This is a genomic window from Sphingobacterium sp. G1-14 (genome assembly GCF_002196555.1).
GTDB classification, from domain to species: domain Bacteria; phylum Bacteroidota; class Bacteroidia; order Sphingobacteriales; family Sphingobacteriaceae; genus Sphingobacterium; species Sphingobacterium siyangense.
Window position 1 is genome coordinate 2,590,332 of sequence record NZ_CP021381.1, and the last position, 17,076, is coordinate 2,607,407.

Annotated in this window: 18 protein-coding genes and 1 pseudogene; 13 read left to right on the forward strand and 6 right to left on the reverse strand. The window is 36.5% G+C overall.

What is annotated here, in order from left to right; translation table 11 throughout:
• Nucleotides 1-25: 25 nt before the first annotated feature.
• Complete coding sequence (locus CBM24_RS10740; RefSeq protein ID WP_088161208.1) at nucleotides 26-973, forward strand: alpha/beta fold hydrolase; 948 nt, start codon at nucleotides 26-28, stop codon at nucleotides 971-973.
• 416 nt (nucleotides 974-1,389) lie between these two features.
• Here the strand turns inward: CBM24_RS10740 and CBM24_RS10745 are convergent, their stop codons facing one another.
• Complete coding sequence (locus CBM24_RS10745) at nucleotides 1,390-1,611, reverse strand: hypothetical protein (RefSeq protein ID WP_088161209.1); 222 nt, start codon at nucleotides 1,609-1,611, stop codon at nucleotides 1,390-1,392.
• 315 nt (nucleotides 1,612-1,926) lie between these two features.
• Between CBM24_RS10745 and CBM24_RS10750 the strand changes: the two genes are divergently transcribed.
• Nucleotides 1,927-2,784, forward strand: a complete 858-nt coding sequence (locus CBM24_RS10750; RefSeq protein WP_088161210.1) for a helix-turn-helix transcriptional regulator — start codon at nucleotides 1,927-1,929, stop codon at nucleotides 2,782-2,784.
• Nucleotides 2,785-2,860: 76 nt separating this feature from the next.
• Nucleotides 2,861-3,577 carry an FAD-binding oxidoreductase gene (locus tag CBM24_RS10755; protein ID WP_088161211.1) on the forward strand — a complete coding sequence of 239 codons (717 nt, stop codon included), beginning with the start codon at nucleotides 2,861-2,863 and terminating at the stop codon, nucleotides 3,575-3,577.
• A gap of 194 nt (nucleotides 3,578-3,771) precedes the next feature.
• On the opposite strand, the gene CBM24_RS10760 is transcribed toward CBM24_RS10755, so the two are convergent.
• The 3 genes from CBM24_RS10760 to CBM24_RS10775 form a co-directional block, all read right to left on the reverse strand.
• Entirely contained in the window at nucleotides 3,772-4,617 is an 846-nt protein-coding gene (locus CBM24_RS10760) for a sialate O-acetylesterase (protein WP_088161212.1), read from the reverse strand.
• A 14-nt stretch (nucleotides 4,618-4,631) separates the two neighbouring features.
• On the reverse strand, nucleotides 4,632-5,189 hold the full coding sequence (locus tag CBM24_RS10765; RefSeq protein WP_088161213.1) for a TetR/AcrR family transcriptional regulator: 558 nt from the start codon (nucleotides 5,187-5,189) through the stop codon (nucleotides 4,632-4,634).
• 728 nt (nucleotides 5,190-5,917) lie between these two features.
• Entirely contained in the window at nucleotides 5,918-6,376 is a 459-nt protein-coding gene (locus CBM24_RS10775) for a tetratricopeptide repeat protein (RefSeq protein ID WP_088161215.1), read from the reverse strand.
• A 198-nt stretch (nucleotides 6,377-6,574) separates the two neighbouring features.
• On the opposite strand from CBM24_RS10775, the pseudogene CBM24_RS10780 reads away from it, so the two are divergent.
• A pseudogene (locus tag CBM24_RS10780) lies at nucleotides 6,575-6,907 on the forward strand (PD-(D/E)XK nuclease family transposase); the annotation flags it as partial.
• Nucleotides 6,908-7,389: 482 nt separating this feature from the next.
• Entirely contained in the window at nucleotides 7,390-7,629 is a 240-nt protein-coding gene (locus CBM24_RS10785; RefSeq protein WP_088161217.1) for a hypothetical protein, read from the forward strand.
• A 406-nt stretch (nucleotides 7,630-8,035) separates the two neighbouring features.
• Here CBM24_RS10785 and CBM24_RS10790 read toward each other — a convergent pair whose 3' ends face one another.
• On the reverse strand, nucleotides 8,036-8,587 hold the full coding sequence (locus CBM24_RS10790; protein WP_088161218.1) for a hypothetical protein: 552 nt from the start codon (nucleotides 8,585-8,587) through the stop codon (nucleotides 8,036-8,038).
• A 16-nt stretch (nucleotides 8,588-8,603) separates the two neighbouring features.
• Entirely contained in the window at nucleotides 8,604-8,960 is a 357-nt protein-coding gene (locus CBM24_RS10795; RefSeq protein WP_157698426.1) for a hypothetical protein, read from the reverse strand.
• Between the two features lie 192 nt (nucleotides 8,961-9,152).
• Between CBM24_RS10795 and CBM24_RS10800 the strand changes: the two genes are divergently transcribed.
• From CBM24_RS10800 to CBM24_RS10835, 8 genes are all read left to right on the forward strand, one after another.
• Nucleotides 9,153-9,470, forward strand: coding sequence for a hypothetical protein (locus CBM24_RS10800; protein WP_075992175.1), 318 nt, complete (start codon nucleotides 9,153-9,155; stop codon nucleotides 9,468-9,470).
• 586 nt (nucleotides 9,471-10,056) lie between these two features.
• Nucleotides 10,057-11,475 (forward strand): NADP-dependent phosphogluconate dehydrogenase, encoded by a 1,419-nt coding sequence (gene gndA, locus CBM24_RS10805; RefSeq protein WP_088161220.1) that lies wholly within the window; start codon nucleotides 10,057-10,059, stop codon nucleotides 11,473-11,475.
• An 8-nt stretch (nucleotides 11,476-11,483) separates the two neighbouring features.
• Complete coding sequence (zwf, locus tag CBM24_RS10810; protein ID WP_088161221.1) at nucleotides 11,484-12,965, forward strand: glucose-6-phosphate dehydrogenase; 1,482 nt, start codon at nucleotides 11,484-11,486, stop codon at nucleotides 12,963-12,965.
• A 17-nt stretch (nucleotides 12,966-12,982) separates the two neighbouring features.
• Nucleotides 12,983-13,693, forward strand: coding sequence for a 6-phosphogluconolactonase (pgl, locus tag CBM24_RS10815; protein ID WP_088161222.1), 711 nt, complete (start codon nucleotides 12,983-12,985; stop codon nucleotides 13,691-13,693).
• A gap of 132 nt (nucleotides 13,694-13,825) precedes the next feature.
• Nucleotides 13,826-14,944 carry a TlpA family protein disulfide reductase gene (locus CBM24_RS10820; RefSeq protein ID WP_088161223.1) on the forward strand — a complete coding sequence of 373 codons (1,119 nt, stop codon included), beginning with the start codon at nucleotides 13,826-13,828 and terminating at the stop codon, nucleotides 14,942-14,944.
• 245 nt (nucleotides 14,945-15,189) lie between these two features.
• Complete coding sequence (locus tag CBM24_RS10825) at nucleotides 15,190-15,390, forward strand: hypothetical protein (RefSeq protein ID WP_088161224.1); 201 nt, start codon at nucleotides 15,190-15,192, stop codon at nucleotides 15,388-15,390.
• 31 nt (nucleotides 15,391-15,421) lie between these two features.
• On the forward strand, nucleotides 15,422-16,213 hold the full coding sequence (locus CBM24_RS10830; protein ID WP_088161225.1) for a hypothetical protein: 792 nt from the start codon (nucleotides 15,422-15,424) through the stop codon (nucleotides 16,211-16,213).
• A gap of 190 nt (nucleotides 16,214-16,403) precedes the next feature.
• Nucleotides 16,404-16,997, forward strand: a complete 594-nt coding sequence (locus tag CBM24_RS10835; RefSeq protein WP_088161226.1) for an RNA polymerase sigma factor — start codon at nucleotides 16,404-16,406, stop codon at nucleotides 16,995-16,997.
• The last annotated feature ends 79 nt before the right edge of the window (nucleotides 16,998-17,076 follow it).

Below are 17,076 nucleotides of genomic sequence, written 5' to 3' on the forward strand. Positions count from 1 at the left end.
TCATAATCATTAAAACAATAATAAAATGAAGACAATCAGAAAATTTACTAGCGCAGGCGCACTATGTTTAAGCCTTTTTTCCGCAGTATCGATTTCGTGTAGCAACGATAATGATTTACCAACAGGGCAGGAGACAACCATTGTAAATCACAAAAATGCGAAGACCAGCTTTATCAATGTGAAAGGAACAGATTTCGCTTACCGAAGTTGGGGTAAAGATGGAGGAATTCCGCTAGTATTACTACCTGGAACAGGTGGTTCTATGGATGATTGGGATCCTGCCGTGACCGACGGTCTCGCGAAAGAATACAAATTGATCATATTTGATAATAAAGGAGTGGCATCTTCCAAAGGAGCTACCCCCAATACTATCCAGGCAATGGCTAACGATGCCATTGATTTTATCAGAGCAATGAATTTAGGGAAGGTCAATATTATGGGATTTTCAATGGGCGGATTCGTGGCTCAAAGAATTGTTTTGACGGATCCCGAACTAATTAATAAAATAATTTTAGCTGATAGTGGGCCCAAGGGAGCTATTGGTCTTTCCAATCTTCCAAATATAATTGCTGGAAGTGCAGGACTTAGCCCCGAAGATTCCTATTTAAAATTCGGATTTACCGATTCACAGTCAAGTATTTCGTCTGGAAAATCATCTTATGCTAGAGTTCATCAACGGATAATTGATAGAGATCCAGTGCTTAGCGATGCCAGTTCGTCTGCTCAGTTTACAGCTGTACTAACCTGGGCACAGCCAGACCCTGGAGCACTGGATGAAATTAAGGCTATCAAAAAACCTGTTTTAATCGTACATGGTGATCGGGACCTTCCAATTTCCATTCAAAATGCCTACAATATGAAACAAAATTTAGAAAACGCTATGCTTTTAGAATTTTCAGATTCGGGGCACGCCGCATTTTACCAAAATTATGAGACTTTTTTAACGAAGGCTATTGCATTTCTTGCTCAATAGGTTATCTGAAAAAAAATGATAAATAGCTAACAGGTTTTTCGTTTGAAACGATTATTAAACAGTAAACTGCAAAAGCACGTTATTTATTAATGGTTTTAAATTATGATAAAAATACTAAAAGTGAAGCCCCTTTTCTTAGGCTGCTTTACTTTTAGTATTATATAGCGCTTTCGTTTTTAATATTTTCAAAGAAGGATAATAAGGAGAGAAGTAGTTCGACCGAACTTCCTCTTTCCCCGCCAAGTGCGGAACTTTTTAAAATAGTGATTTTGAAAGAGATTCTGATAAGTAACGTTCAAATGAAAAGAACATCGATGTTCTCCTGTATATACAGATCAAAATTTTATTTTGGCAATAGCATATATTCCTCCGCAACCACAGTGAAAGATGATATCTTGGATGGGAACTCCTGCCAATTAAGCTTCTAATTCTGTTATATTATTTTTGATACTCTTGAACATAATAATATAAGGCAAAAAGATGAGAATATAAATTAACAGCGAATTTATCCCTTTTTCTGTCACTTGTGTGTGTGCTGCCACAGCTCCGATTACCGATCCGTTTAAAAATAGACAAAAAGCGATAATAATAATGGCCTTAACCTTAATAATTATTTTTCCAATTTTTAAGTCTTTCATTTTACTTTAAATTTAAAAATGCTATTATCGAATGTTAGCATTAGATATACATTCGCAATTCATCAATCTTCAAAATTCGATGCATTAAGGCTAAATATACGATTTTGTGTAGATAATTTGCTGAAAGTGAACAGAAAAAAAATAATTTAGCTTGAAATACGCAAAGTGTTCTGACCGAACTTGGTGGCTTAAAGACTAGGAAAATACTAACTTTGTGTCCCTACTGCAAAGCTTTTTTTGTGAATAAATAGATCGGTTGAACCGTTTATAGGGCATTTATTTTTTACATTTGTATTTAACCATAGTTTAAAATCTATGCAAAAACACAAGGCATCTATTCCTGTCAGAAGTTGGGACAGCGATTTTGGTAATGGAATAGCTGTAGTTAGTATAGCATCAGAAATTACTGGGAGTAAGGAGTTTAATCATGCACATCGACACGATTATCACCTTTTCGTATTGCAGGAAAGTGGTATCTCGCATACCGAAATAGACTTTAAAAAATATTTGATAGATAAGCCAACTATACTATATCAATCGCCAAATCAAGTTCACAGAGCTTTGAAAGTCGAAAATATAAGTGGAGATATTCTAACAATATCCAATGAAAACTTAAATGCGGATTACCTAAAATTATTGCAGCGCAATACACCCATCGAGCCATTATCGTTATGCTCACGCACAGATTTAGCGATTATCCAAGCGTGTTTTCTTTTATGTAGAAACCTGTATGACAGAAAAGAAGACAAGTTATATCATTTGCAGCTGAAAGACAGTTGCAATACATTGGTTGCCCTATTTATGTCGCAGTTCCTCAAGCAGTCAAAACCAGCAGATAAATTGTCGCGTTTTGAAATAATTCAGAAGGCATTTTCAGAATTGCTCGAGCAAAATTTTGTGCATATGAAACGCCCCGCGGACTATGCCGAAGTATTAAACATCTCCGTTGCTTATCTAAATGAATGCGTAAAGAACGTAACGGGTTTTTCTGTTTCACATCATATACAACAACGTATTATTTTAGAGGCAAAGCGCCTGCTATATCATTCCGATAAATCTGTAAAAGAGATTGCAGCTGAATTAGGTTACGATGACTATCCCTATTTTTCGCGACTGTTTGTGAAAGTTGCAGGAATTACCGCTTTGACATTTCGTAGCAAAAACCACGATTAATCCAATATCTACTCTTTTCCGTTCTATATTATAAGATTGATTCTATTGTACTTTGCTTCGAACAAAATATAATATTATGCCAAGTGCACCAAAATGGTTATTTGATACCTTAGAATTCTTAACGCCCAAGCTACCGTTGACAGAAGTTGTCGAAACGGTCTCTTTATCAAAATCTGTCAAGAAGATTTGCTTTAATGGGGATTTAAAAAATGTACAATTCGCTGTAGGTTCGTTCATCGACTTTAGAATTAATGCTACAGAAGCGCGGAGATATACCGTTTCTTATGCAGATACTGAAAAGGGCTTGTTTGAATTTATTGTTTATTTGAATGGTAAAGGTTGCGGAAGTCGTTATATGGCAGATTTAAAAGTGGGCGACAACATCGTGATGTATAAGCCAAGAGGGTTAAGCAGATATTATGATAAAACGGTGCAAAGATTTGTCATCTTTGGCGATGAGACTTCATTAGCACTAGCTTGTTCTTTCCTTCCTATGTTAAAGAAGAATAAGCATCAATTTGTGTTCCTTTTTGAATTGGATGAAGAGAATAAAAACGTTCCAGAATTATTAGGCTTGGAAAATTGCCTGATATTCTCCAAAAACTTTTTGGTCAGTATGGAGGACTGGGCAGGCAAGCTACCAATGATCAATACGCCGGACTGGGAAGAGGCCAACTTCGTGTTGACGGGTAACGTAAAATCGGCTCAGCAGTTTAGAAAAATCATTAAAGCAAAAACCAATGGCAATGTTTTTTTACATGGCTATTGGTTAGCGGGTAAAAAAGGATTATAGGTCAATGCGATTAAACTGTGCGTATTTATTTGTATTTTTAGTCCTGTAGATGACACAGGTGATTGAACGATAGTTTGTAATCCGTAATGCCAAGTGCGTAGCTGAATAAGGTTGATACCACCCATAACTGATTGTTAAGGTTTTTATATTCTTACTTTATTTTCTATGCCATTTGGATTAACATGAATCTTGAATTATTTATCGATCAATTTCAGTTGATGCTGGAATTCACTTAACGAGATTTTCCCGGATGCAAAGTTGACATCTAAAATAAACTTCTTTTCGTTGGAGGACAGTTCACGTCCATAAATTTTCCCTAGTAGTTCATCTTCATTAGGTAAAGCTTCGGTCACATCTGCTGCATTTAAAAATGCCTGATAGTATCGTAGTCCGAATTTTCTAAGCGACGGCGCGTTGAAATGAATTTGGTCTTCGTTTGCAGTTAACCCTTTTGCCGAAACGAAGTTACAATTGTTGTGCGATGCTGCATATTTTTGTAAGGCGCTATTGACCAAATGGTAATCATTGAAATACGCTCCAAATAAACCATAAGGCAAAAAATCGCCTATCGCGCCGATAATCAGGGGAACTTCAGGAGCCCCTAATTGCTTCCGTAGCTCATTGACTATACTCTCAAACTTTTCACCGTATTTTGCGGCCAGTTCGGCGGAAGAATCATTTTCCCCCTGATGCCACAATATTCCTGTCAACTGGCTGCTACGTTGAGCAAGTTTAGCCTGAAAAATAGCGTGGTCAAAGAGTGCGCCACCAACCTGCCAGTCATTTAAGCTGGTACCGCCATCAGCACAGGGGATAAGGCCGATCTCCTCGCCAAAGTGATCCGCATGCCAAGAGGCCGCAAATGATGATGCGAGCCCCACACCAGCCATAGGCCTGTCATTGTGTATCGGTTCGGCCATTATCTGCCAGCGTCCATTGCGAAGCATCTTTATTGATTCGTTGATGATAGGCGGCACTGAATCCGGAATTCCGCGGCCGGCCATATTTGATTGCCCTATTAGCAAAAAAGATTGTATCATAGTTGATTATATATTTAAGACTCCACAATTCCTATACTGCGGCTAAATGATAGCCAGGCAAATTTTTTAAGATCATTCGGAGCGACGTCACCAGAATTTAAAGCCTTCACACTTGCTCTTGCCACACTGGCAAAGAGATGTCTGATCCAGGCTGAGGACAAGCGATTGTCTATAATATGTTTCGCCTGCAGCTGGGGAACTATAGCAAACCACTTTTCTTTAGCTTGTTCATAGGCAATAACTTTTTCTTTGTCCATAGCTGCCACATCAACCTGCCTCTCCTCAAGGGCGTGTAGGAAAATATATTTTACACCGCTGTCGATAGCTGCGTATAGCATTGCTTCCAGTTGTTTGACCGGATCAGTATCGCTTTTAAATGCAGTAACCATGGCGATATACCAGGTTTCAAGCATATCGACATAGCAGGCAGTTATAAGTGAATCTCTATCCTTAAAATATCGATACAAAGTTCGCTTACTGATTTGTGCAACCTCGGCTACTCGCTCTAAAGGAGCGTGAAAGTCCTCATTTAAAACTTTTACAGCACTATAAATTAGCTTTTCTCTATTCATTTGACACAAATGTATGACAAATGTCTTATATATGTGTTAGTTTATAGGTGAAATTATAATTTATTGACCCAATTGTCATTAAGTATCGTTAAAATTCCAAAGGGAATTATCACTTTTTAACAACCCTTTGTCAACTTTTGAACAATATTTCAAAGGAAATGAACAGATGTAATTCCAACTGATCTTACTACCTTTGGGTTAGATCGAAGTCCAAAGCCGGTTAACATTGTAGTAAGCGAATTAATCATACCTTCTCAATCTTAAATAAGATCCCAGTAATTATTGCAGCGATCGAATAATATATGGCCCACTCCATTGATCCCATTGTTAGTGCCATTGTCATTGCAATTCCAGCCAATGTAATCAGTATTAAAGTCATTTTGATCCAATTGACATTGAGTGTATTGCTCTTGAACCAATAGAATGCCAGTGTACAACATATCAACGTAGGAATAGAATATATTGTGCTATAGCAAAGCCAAAGTAGCGAAAAGAGGATCGTTTGACCAATACCGGAAAAATTTAATGGGTTAAATCCTGGGGATATAGTCACAAGTGTAGTACCCAATAATAAGGTACCTATCCAATGCTTAAAAATATAAGACCATCTTAGACTGTGTAACATAATCGGTGTCATAAGATCGAAAACTCAAAAACCACGTTAAGTTTGTGGTAGTTATTAAAACTGGTAAAGTTCATTCTAAAATTATCTAAATATCCTGTTAAAGCTATTTTATAGGCCTCTGTTCGACTGAATGACTTTCTAAAGATGAATTAGCTATGTTTTCTCTCAAAAACTCCTGTGCTCGGACTTGCCCCAATTCAATTAATTGATTTAAGATCTCGATGGCTTTTTCGGTCTGCCCCGTTTCGTTATAAATGGCTACCATGTTGTATAATGCGTCAACATTTATTTTTGAAAGGTCAAAGCACTTTTCTATCTTTAGACTTTGGAATACATCCTTTAAATGCGGTACAGCTAGTATTTTACTACCATCTAATCTCGTCACATCAATCTGTATCCAATTATTTCTGAGATTGTTTAAATCAACTTGAGCAGAGGCATTATTGGAAAGCAATACGGCTAACAAAATGAATAGGTTAATAATGAGTACCTGATAACATTTTCTCAATTCAACAAGGCTTACGGTTAGTAATGGAAGCTTTTTCGCTAGGCTTTTCATCATTTGGTCAAATATGCATTAACGAAAATAATAATTTATCCTTAAAAAATGTGCCATTGATTTTAGATGATACTTTTTACGACGATCTATGCTTTATCTATATAGAATCCCGAAGGGCTCTATCGTTCCTAAATAGAGAAATAAATTAATGATAAATTGGTTAACTTTGTTAAAGCTTAGGCAGAGTTAGTTAATGATTTACATCGTTGGCTGTATGTACTCAAAAATATGTCTTCGCTAAATGGACTTTCCATTTATTTGCGTAAGCCTATTTTTGAGAATTTATTTCAGTTAGCAGAGTATAGCAAACTAAAATTGGAGGAACGAGAGATGTACAACGCAAGTTTAAGGAATAAATGGGATGCGGAGAGCATCCGAAGTAGTCAGGAGGAGCTCCTGAAACGAGGGCGCGAAAAAGCAATAAAAAACCTTTTGTCTTCGAATAAGTTTTCGATATCGGAGATAGCCGAATTAGCGAACGTCACTGTAGAGTTTGTAAAGCAGATCGAGGCAGAGAAGTCTAAAGGAAAATAGAGAATATAACCATATATGGTTTTACGGCCACTTGGATACTGTCTAAGCGGCCTTTTTTCTTTTTATAGGTTAAGTTGGTTTCTTAATCAATACCATTTTGAATAGGCTCTCATTTAAATGAAAATATTTGTAAGGCCGAAGAGACGAACTCAACTTTTTTATAAAAAGATCAAACGAAATCGAATCAACCATTGTTATACCAATACTTTCATAAATTAGGTTAATAACAGGTAGTAAAAACCTTGAGATCCCCCTCCTCAAGGTTTTTTATTTTTTTAAAAACTGACTATCCCATTATTGGGATCATAACTATATATTAGGGCTGGATCCATCCAGCCTTTTTTCTGATATAAACGTTATCTTAGCGCTATGCTGAACAATCTCTTTGAACAAGTCACGGTTATGAAGCTTTCGATAGGGAAGGATTGCCATCATTGCGGAGTGATACGGCACAGACTTCGTTGTTTTAAATTAGCTATTTTATGGGAAGTTTAACAAAATATGTATCAAACGATCGTCCAGAATTCGCCGTACTTATCGAAGATGACGATAAGGTTTGTTATGCATACTTATTGAATGAGGAAAGAATAGTTGGAGATATTTGGTTATACAATAGCGTTCCTACTCCGAGAGAATCTGAATGGCATAAAAAGGAGAATCTACCGTTTTTAAATCCTGCGGAGTTTGTCAAAGAAAACCTTCAACCATTTGATGCGATTTAACCTGTTGTGGTGACCTGGGATTTTGGGAAAGAAACGGTGGCCAATATATTTCTAGCGTCCAGATTGATCGCAAAGCTAACCGTAGGGTCTTTTCCCGGTTGGTCTAGTCTGGTCACTAAAGATGGGCCTTTGGCGCAGAAGATGTAACATTTTCGTGAAACGAATTGGACGAATAATGATGAAATACTTTTCAAGTCTTATCCTTTTGGCAGCAGTGATTTTTACAAAAGCCCAAATAAAGCTTGAACAGAAAGAGTTCAATAATTTAATGGCTATAGGTGATCCCTTCTTTTGAGGTTATCCCTTACGTCAATGTGTTGTTAAATGCCGGGGCGCAAGGCTAATAAAAAAGGAGTGGATAATTAATTTGCACTAATTAACACTCAGTGATCGTTTTAACGCCTAGTTATCGTTGAAAAGTAAATGAAGAGCTAATTGTAAGTGTCATATCCCCAAATTTTAATTTTCTTTCTTCCTGAAGGGCGGATTTATCCGCTGTCAGATAGCCTGTTTTATAATACTTGAAAATTGAGCCAAAGCGATTATCGAGTATCCTGAATTTTTTTCCATGCTGCATGTAGGTTAATTGTAGGTAAAAATCATCCTTTTCTGGAAAATCAAATGTTGGGATAAAAATAGGATCGGTAATGGCGAATGCTATTTGAGATGCGCCCAATTTCAACGCTTTATTTACCTCTGTTTCTGCGATTGGTTTTTTGCTATTCTCAGCGTCTTCCAAAGAGTTGTATAACGATACAACGGCATCAAAGACTTCGTCTTCTTTAAAAGAAGAAGTCAGATATGGACTATGCGATGAGAGCTTATCAATCACAATTGAGTCAATGGATTTTATGGTTGAAATCTCCACGATCTTGGACGCCGAATCCAATGCCATATTCAGTGTTTCACTTTCTATTTCATTTTTGAAAATATATTGCGTTAGTCGGTATTTACCCACACTTGCAATATCGAGCTTAATATCCGACTCCGATTCTTACAACCCTCTTATTATCCAAATCATATAATACCCATTTTACAACAGGAGTTCCCGAGTAATCCTGTTCTATTTTATTTCTTACTACTTTTATATCACTTTTGAAAGCTGCTCCTTCATAAGGGATATAAGCTATGTTGGCAGGCATAGCAGAGAGCTTGGGAGGAACAATAATAGTAGGGTCTTTTAGCTGTTTGCCTTCTGGATTTACATATACAAACCCCGCTTTCAATACCTCCTTACCTTGGGTAGGATCGATCTCTTTCTTACAACCTGTTAGCAATAGGGCGGAAATTAAAATAAGGTAATAGCGCATACTATAAATTAATTGGTTCAACAATCTAATATACTAAATATATTTGTTAATTTACGTTTGGAGAAATATTGAGGCCGATGTTTTTTATTAAAGAGAAAAATAGATTCAATCAAATATACGAGGAAACAGAATAGCTATAAATGAACGATGCGATGCTGTTTAATAAATAACCTCATAACCAACGATATATTAAAAGAAATTATACTGGTAAAAATGAAAAAAATACTTTTATGCGCTCTTTTGTCATTTTTCGGCTTAAGTTTAACCCATGGACAGCAATTGAAGCCTTTATATAGTAAAACGGATACTTTGCCTAAGGTTGTTTACAAAGATCTTGATGAAAGACCTTTGCCTAAGATAGAGATGCAAGGTAGAACCTACTTGGGCGATGCTATGCGATCATTAAAACCTGAAGAGGTTCAATCAATAGATGTTGACAAGACAAGGCAGGTAATGATCATTGAATTAAAGCCTGGATACCATCCTATTTTAATGAGCTTGTCGGATATTAAAAAAAATATACAAATCTAAAATCTGAACATGTCATATTCCGGATTGAAGATCACTTTGTACAGCACGATCCAAATGAAGTTCTTGTCGATGAAAGCAATATTATGTTAATTTCTATTTCTCCCATTAAGTTTATTGGTGACTTAGAAGATTTATTTATGGTGACATTAGTGTCGCGGACGGATAAGAATCTTAAAAAACTAAATGAAATCCGTATTCGCTAAGCATTATTACACTTAGCCAAAGCGACATCTAGCTAACATAGCCTCCCTTGACGGTCAATAAGGGCGGCTGTTTTAATTAGCTTGTCGAAGATGCGCGGGTTTTTATATTTTGCCGAATCTTGCAGAAGAAGGATATGGATAACTGTTTGGTTAAGTTAGCGTATGCTGGTACTAAAATAATTTTGAATTCGGATATGTTAAGTCTTGTATTGACTAGCCTTGTTTAAGGCACTCTTCTTTTATATTGGAAGCTCGTAACCAAATAACTAATGATATTTTCCAGTTGATGATAACTAAGTCAGAATTGAAAGAAAATTTTAGATAATTTTTTTGCTGGCATGCATTTCAGTAAATTTGATGCATAAACTAAACTTTAAGTAAGAATGGAAAAGTATAATTACGGGGTCATTGGTCTGGGTGTAATGGGAAGAAATCTGCTTTACAATATTGCCGATAATGGTTTTTCTGTCGTAGGATTCGATTTAGATGAAGAAAAGGTAATCGAACTTCGTAAAGGAGTGGCTTCAGGTACAAAGGTTGTTGGAACTGTTTCTCTAGATGAATTTGTGTTGAGTTTAGACAGTCCGCGAAAAGTTATTTTGATGGTTCCTGCAGGTAAACCGGTTGATGCTGTTCTTGAAAGCATAACACCGCTTCTGAGTCCAAAAGATATTGTCGTTGATGCGGGAAATTCTTATTTCAAAGATACCGAGAGACGTATAGCTGATTTAGCTTCTAAAAACCTTCATTTTATGGGAATGGGAGTTTCTGGAGGAGAGCAGGGGGCAAGAAGAGGGCCGAGTATTATGCCGGGTGGAGATTTGGAAGTTTTCAATTTGGTGAAGCCTATGCTGGAAGTTATTTCAGCAAAAGTAAAAGGGGAGCCCTGCACCGCTTATATGGGAAAAGGAGCTGCAGGGAATTACGTTAAAATGGTTCACAACGGTATTGAATATGCCATCATGCAATTAATCAGTGAAGCATACGATTTACTGAGAAAAGGAGCTAATCTTAACAATAACCAATTGTATGAAGTTTTCAAAAGATGGAATGAAGGCGAGATGAATTCTTTCCTTATTGAAATAACAAGAGATATTTTTCAGCAAAAAGATGATGTAACAGACGATTTTCTTGTCGACAAGATTTTGGATAAAGCAGGAGCAAAAGGAACCGGAAAATGGACCTCCCAGGAGGCTATGGAAGTCGGGGTGTCTATTCCAACCATCGATATTGCAGTAACATCAAGAATTTTATCCGCTTACAAAGATGAGCGCGTGAAAGCTTCTCAATTATATGCCAAAGGAGAAGTAAAAACTCCTGAAAATACAGAATTGTTCATCAAAGAGGTGGGGGAAGCTTTGTATTTGTCTACTTTAATCAGTTATGCGCAAGGTTTGGCATTATTGGTAAAAGCTTCTGAAGAATATCAGTTTGAAATTCCGTTAAAAGATGTTGTTAAAATCTGGAGGGGTGGATGTATCATCCGTTCGGTTTTATTGGAGAAATTTTATCTGGCTTATTCAAAATACGAGAACTTATCTAATATTTTATTGGATCAGGAAATTTCAGAAATTGTAAAAGATAAAATTTCTTCATTAAGAAAAACAGCTGCTTTTGCTGTATCCAACGGAATTCCAAGCTTAGGAATTCAGTCGGCTCTAGGGTATTTCGAAGCTTATACCACAGCATCTTTACCTGTAAACCTGCTTCAGGCGCAGCGTGATTATTTTGGTGCACACACTTACCAAAGAACTGACAGAGAAGGAGTCTTTCATACCTCATGGCAAAACCCAAATAACTGAATCTAACAATGAGTGACAATACAATCCTGCATCCAACAACGATCGTTATTTTTGGTGCAACAGGGGATTTGGCAAAAAGAAAGCTTTTTCCTGCCTTCTATAATTTATATATCGATGGCAGAATGCCAAAGGGGTTTAATATTTTAGCTTTAGGAAGAGCCGAAAATACGGATGAAAAATTCAGGGCTTATATTAAAGAAAATCTGGAGAGTTTTTCCCGGAAGGCTGTAATCAAGGAAGACTGGGCTGGTTTTCAGGCTCACATCAGCTATTTTCAGCATCAGCTTGATGAAGAAAGCTCTTATCAGGATTTATATCAGAAACTGGAAAATTTTGATAAGGTGTACGCAATGAGAGGCAACAGACTTTTCTATTTGTCCATTGCACCAAACTTTGTATCTGTAATTTCAAATCATCTTAAAAATACGTCAATAGCATCTGATCCTGCAACAGATCGAATTATTATCGAAAAACCTTTTGGTCACAATAAAGAATCTGCCATTGAGCTAAATAATCTTCTTTCACAAACTTTCCAGGAAGAACAGATTTATCGTATCGATCATTATTTAGGTAAAGAAACCGTCCAGAATATTTTGGCTTTCAGGTTCGGAAATTCAATTTTTGAACCTCTTTGGAATCACAGACATATAGAATCGGTACAGATTACGGTTGCCGAAGAAGTAGGTGTGGAAACAAGAGCCAGTTTTTATGAGCAGACAGGAGCTTTGCGCGATATGATTCAGAACCATCTTTTGCAAATTCTTTGTATGGTTGCTATGGAACCGCCGGCTTCACTTGAATCGGGTGAGATCAGGGATCGTAAAGTTGATGTTTTAAAATCCATCCGTAGGATTTCTCCCGAAAAAGTAGATCATTATGCGGTAAGAGGACAGTACGGACGAGGCAAAGTAAATGGGGTAAAAGTAAATGGCTATCGTCAGGAAGAGGGAATTGCTCATGATTCCAATACGGAAACATTTGTCGCTATCAAGTTTTATCTGGATAATGAAAGATGGGAGGATGTTCCTTTTTATGTTCGTACCGGTAAGAAGATGAAAGAAAAGCATTCTTATATAACGATTCAGTTTAAGCCACTTCCAAATTCTACGTTTTCAGAAAGCAGCTCGCTTCTGTCGGCAAACCGATTGGTTATTAATATCCAGCCACAAATGGACATCAGATTGCAGTTTATGTCTAAAAAGCCAGGCTTGTCTTTAGCGCTTAAACCAGTGGAAATGATTTTCGATAATTTTGCCTGTCAGACCGATACGCCCGAAGCTTATGAAACTCTTTTATTGGAAGCACTTGTGGGAGACCTTACACTGTTTATGCGCTCTGATCAGGTAGAAGAAGCTTGGGATGTGATAAAAACGATTCAGGAAACCTGGGAAAAAACCAAAGACCCATCGTTCCCAAATTATGCTTCAGGAAACTGGGGACCTGATGACAGTGATGCACTGGTCGAGCGGCAGGGACATCAGTGGGTTTAAAATCTAATGAAAAGAGAATGAATATTACGATATTTAATAATCTAGATGCTTTATATAAAGAAGCAGCAGATACATTTGTTGAGCTTTCGAAAAAAGCGATCCAGAAGCATGATAAATTTGTGGTCGCGTTGAGTGGAGGCTCTTCACCGAAAGCTATTTTTAGTTTATTAGCTACTCCCGAATATGCAGATAAAATAATTTGGAACAAAATCCATTTTTTCTGGGTAGATGAAAGATGGGTTTCTCTTGAAGATGAGAAAAGTAATTTTAAGATGACTTTGGAAGTACTTTTGAATAAGGTTCCGGTCAATAAAAATCAGATTTTCCCCATGTATAAAGAGGGAATTGAACCTGAAAATTATGCTAAAGCATACGAAGCTCAAATCAGAAATGTTTTGGGAGCTGACGGTATTTTTGATTTCATCCTGTTGGGAATGGGTGATGATGGCCACACAGCCTCTCTGTTTCCAGGTGAAAAGATCTTACAAGAAAAAGAAAAATGGGTTGATGCCTACTATCTAAAGCCACAGGCAATGTTCAGAATTACTTTGACTGAACCTATCATCAATAAAGCTGAAAATATTCTGATTGTTACATTTGGTAAATCCAAGAGAAACGCTTTGAATGAAGTTCTTCATGGGGTATATAATCCTGAACTATATCCACTACAATTAATTGAAAAGAAAGCAGGAGTCCAGATTTTTACCGATAAGGAAGCTGGAGTTTAATTTCATTTAACCAGAGGGGACGTCTAGCCAAAAAGGCTCCCTTAACGATTGACAAGGGTGCTTAAGTACTCTTGTCAATACAGTTATAACCCCTTGGGGAAATATTGGAACATTATTGCTAATAAATTTACAATGAGATTTTTGATTTTAATTTCGATTTTCTTTTCAATCTTATGCTCTGCAAAAGGTCAATCAAACAATAAATCAGTTATTAAGGGAGTGATAGATACTATTCCTCACGCAATCTATTTTGTTAAATATAAAAATCAAGGAAATACGATCTCTGATACGGTAGCATTAGATGATAAAAGCAATTTTAAATATACAGCTATAATCTCAGAGCCGACAATTTTCAACATATCTATTAAAAATATTTATAATAAAAATTATATCGGTGATTTTGTAATTTATTCATTCTGGATAGAACCAGAAAAAACGATTGAATTTAATGGCTATAAAGGCTGGCTGATTAATGGCGCGAAGGGTTTAATTCCTATGTCTAATAAATTTGATATTAAAAATTCCTCTTTAGACAGTATTGGGAGATTATTCAACAAAAATAAGTTAACAGCAATTAAAGCAAAAAAAGAACAACTCGGCCGTAACCTGGCAAACAATGAGTTGATTGAAGTAATTCGCGAACTTTCCGATTCATTTATATCTAATCATCCGAATAATTATTATGGACTTTATTTGATAAGTAATTTCCCAGATAATACAAATAAACAACTAAATGATAGAAATAACATGTTCAAAAAGATTTCGAATGATTTACAGAAAACATATCTTGGAGAATCAATTCTCCAAAAAATAAAAATTAGTAAAATATTTGAAATTGGTGAAATGATGCCTGAGTTAGAACAAACAGATACGATATCGAAAGTCGTTAAATTATCGCAATTTAGAGGTAAATATGTGTTGGTTGACTTTTGGGCATCCTGGTGTGCGCCTTGTCGAAGAGAAAATCCTAATTTGGTTAAAGCCTATCAAAAATACAGAGGTAAAGGATTTGAGATTATAGGAATATCATTAGATGAAAATAAAGAAGAATGGCTAAAAGCTATTCGCAATGACGGATTAACATGGACGCAGTTATCAGATCTAAAATCTTTTAAAAATTCAGTCGCTCAACAGCTCTCTATTCAAGCTGTCCCTGATAATTTTCTAATTGATCCAAATGGAGTAATTCTTGCTAAAGGACTTAGGGGTGATGACTTGAGCAAAGAATTAGAACGAATTTTCAAATACTAAATCACTCAATATTTAGCATATCCTTTTGAATTGAGCCCAACAACTCAAAAACTCTATTTTATCATAATAAAAAGAGATAGAAAAGGGATTTTTCATCGAAGATGACGATAAGGTCTGCTATGCTTACCTTTGGAAAGAAGGCGAAAATATTATTGCCCATGTGTGGCTATACAATGTAACACCAACTCCGAGTGAGCCAGAATTGCAGATCGAAGAAAATCACCCCTTTTTAAATTCTGCGGAATTTGTTAGAGAGAATCTCGACCCATTCGACGCTTGGAGGCCTGTTGAAGTCACTTGGGATTTTTGCGGAAGAAATACTAGCTAAGATATTTTTATCCGAAAGATTGATCGCGAAACTTACCGTAGGGGCACGTCCGGGTTGGTCTAGTCTTGTAACGAAAGACGGACCGTTGGCGAAGAAGATGGCGGATTTTCAGCATTAAATCGTAATTTTATCTTTCAAATACACTGAAAATGACATTTCTATACCAATATCTTCGTTTTTATGGGGTGTTAGCGGCCTTCATATTTTCCTTCAATGTTTCTGCACAAAAGCAATCCGGGGTGGACAGCGATGCATTGGCAATTCAGTTCGTTGATGGACAACTTCCTGAAGGCAACTATACCGCAGCGGTGTTGGGAATTCCCAGGCCGAATGCAGCACAGCTTGCAATTGTTGGGAAAATGAAACAAGCCATGAAAGCCAATGAAGATTGGTTTTTCAAAACCATGAAGGAGTTAAAACCCGGAGAGCCTATACCATATCACAAAAATCTAGGTATTAGCGAAGAGGAGTATGCTGCTTTTATGGAGTTCTCCCAATCTACCAAAATAGACAAAATAGGGGCGATGGAGCTCAAGATCATTCGCAAGGACAATAGTATCCATTTCGAGCCTAAAGACTTCGGCGATTATTTGAAATATCTAGTCATTGATTTGAAAGACCAGAGGGTTAGGGTTGATAGTCTGGGCTTGGAATATAAAGGACAGATCAGTATGGATGCCAAACAGACAACATTGGTCGCAGGGCCTTGGGCAGGTTACTCCTGGCAACTCGAAGAATTTAAAAAAGACGGACAATTAATTTCAGATCCGAATAAAGTCGCTCCTGCAGAAATGGGAGAACTGGATATAAAGTCTATAAAAGTGTTAATAGGCAAACTCGATCGTATCGATCAATGTTTTCTTTATCTCAAGAGTAATATTGTCTATAAAGGCCATGTGCTGGCAAAACAGGATATTGCCCTTTTATTAACGAAAGAATAAGCCAATTTTTAATTAAGGAAACTAGGGAAGATATGGCCCGAATTCTTTCCTTTTAAAATGTCATGTTTTGCGGTGGGGAGGTCAATTTGTATGAAATATAAAATTTTATTTGGGGTACCAATGATTTTGATTTAGTAAATTTATCACTATATTAAGTTCGTCGTTCGTACCAATTATCAGAATTTGCCAAATGAAATCTCCTAAAGAAGCTGCTACACTGGAAAAACTTAAAAATGGAGACCTAAATTCGTTTAATGAAATTTATTACCATTATTCGCCAAAGATCTATGTGAGATTGATCAAATTGGTGAAAAATCAAACTATTGCAGAAGAAATCTTACAAGAAGTATTTACCAAAATATGGCTCCAACGTGAAAAGATTGACCCTAATAAGGGATTTGTCTCATTTCTCAATCATATTGCCGATAATTTGGCTATGGACTTTTTTCGAAAAGTGCAAAGAGACAAGGTTCTTCAATTGGAAATATGGGCTTCAGCGATAGAACTGTACTATCATACCGAAGAAAAACTATTTTTCAAAGATAAACAACAGATGCTGAACAATGCAATCGACTCCCTGAGCCCCAAACGAAAGGAGATTCTGACCCTCAATAAATTTGAAGACAAAAGTTATAAAGAAATAGCCGATTTATTGGGCATCTCAGTATCTACTGTGAGTAATCAATTGGTGAGTGCACTAAAAGATATCAAAAAATATATTCAAGAAAACTACCGAGATGAGTATATAATCAGTCTTTTTGCGGCCTTTTTATTCAAACTATAAAAAAAATAAAAAAAGTAATAGTGTGATTCTCTTTGTCAAACGTATAGAGTAACAAATACAGCAATGTATTGAACTAATT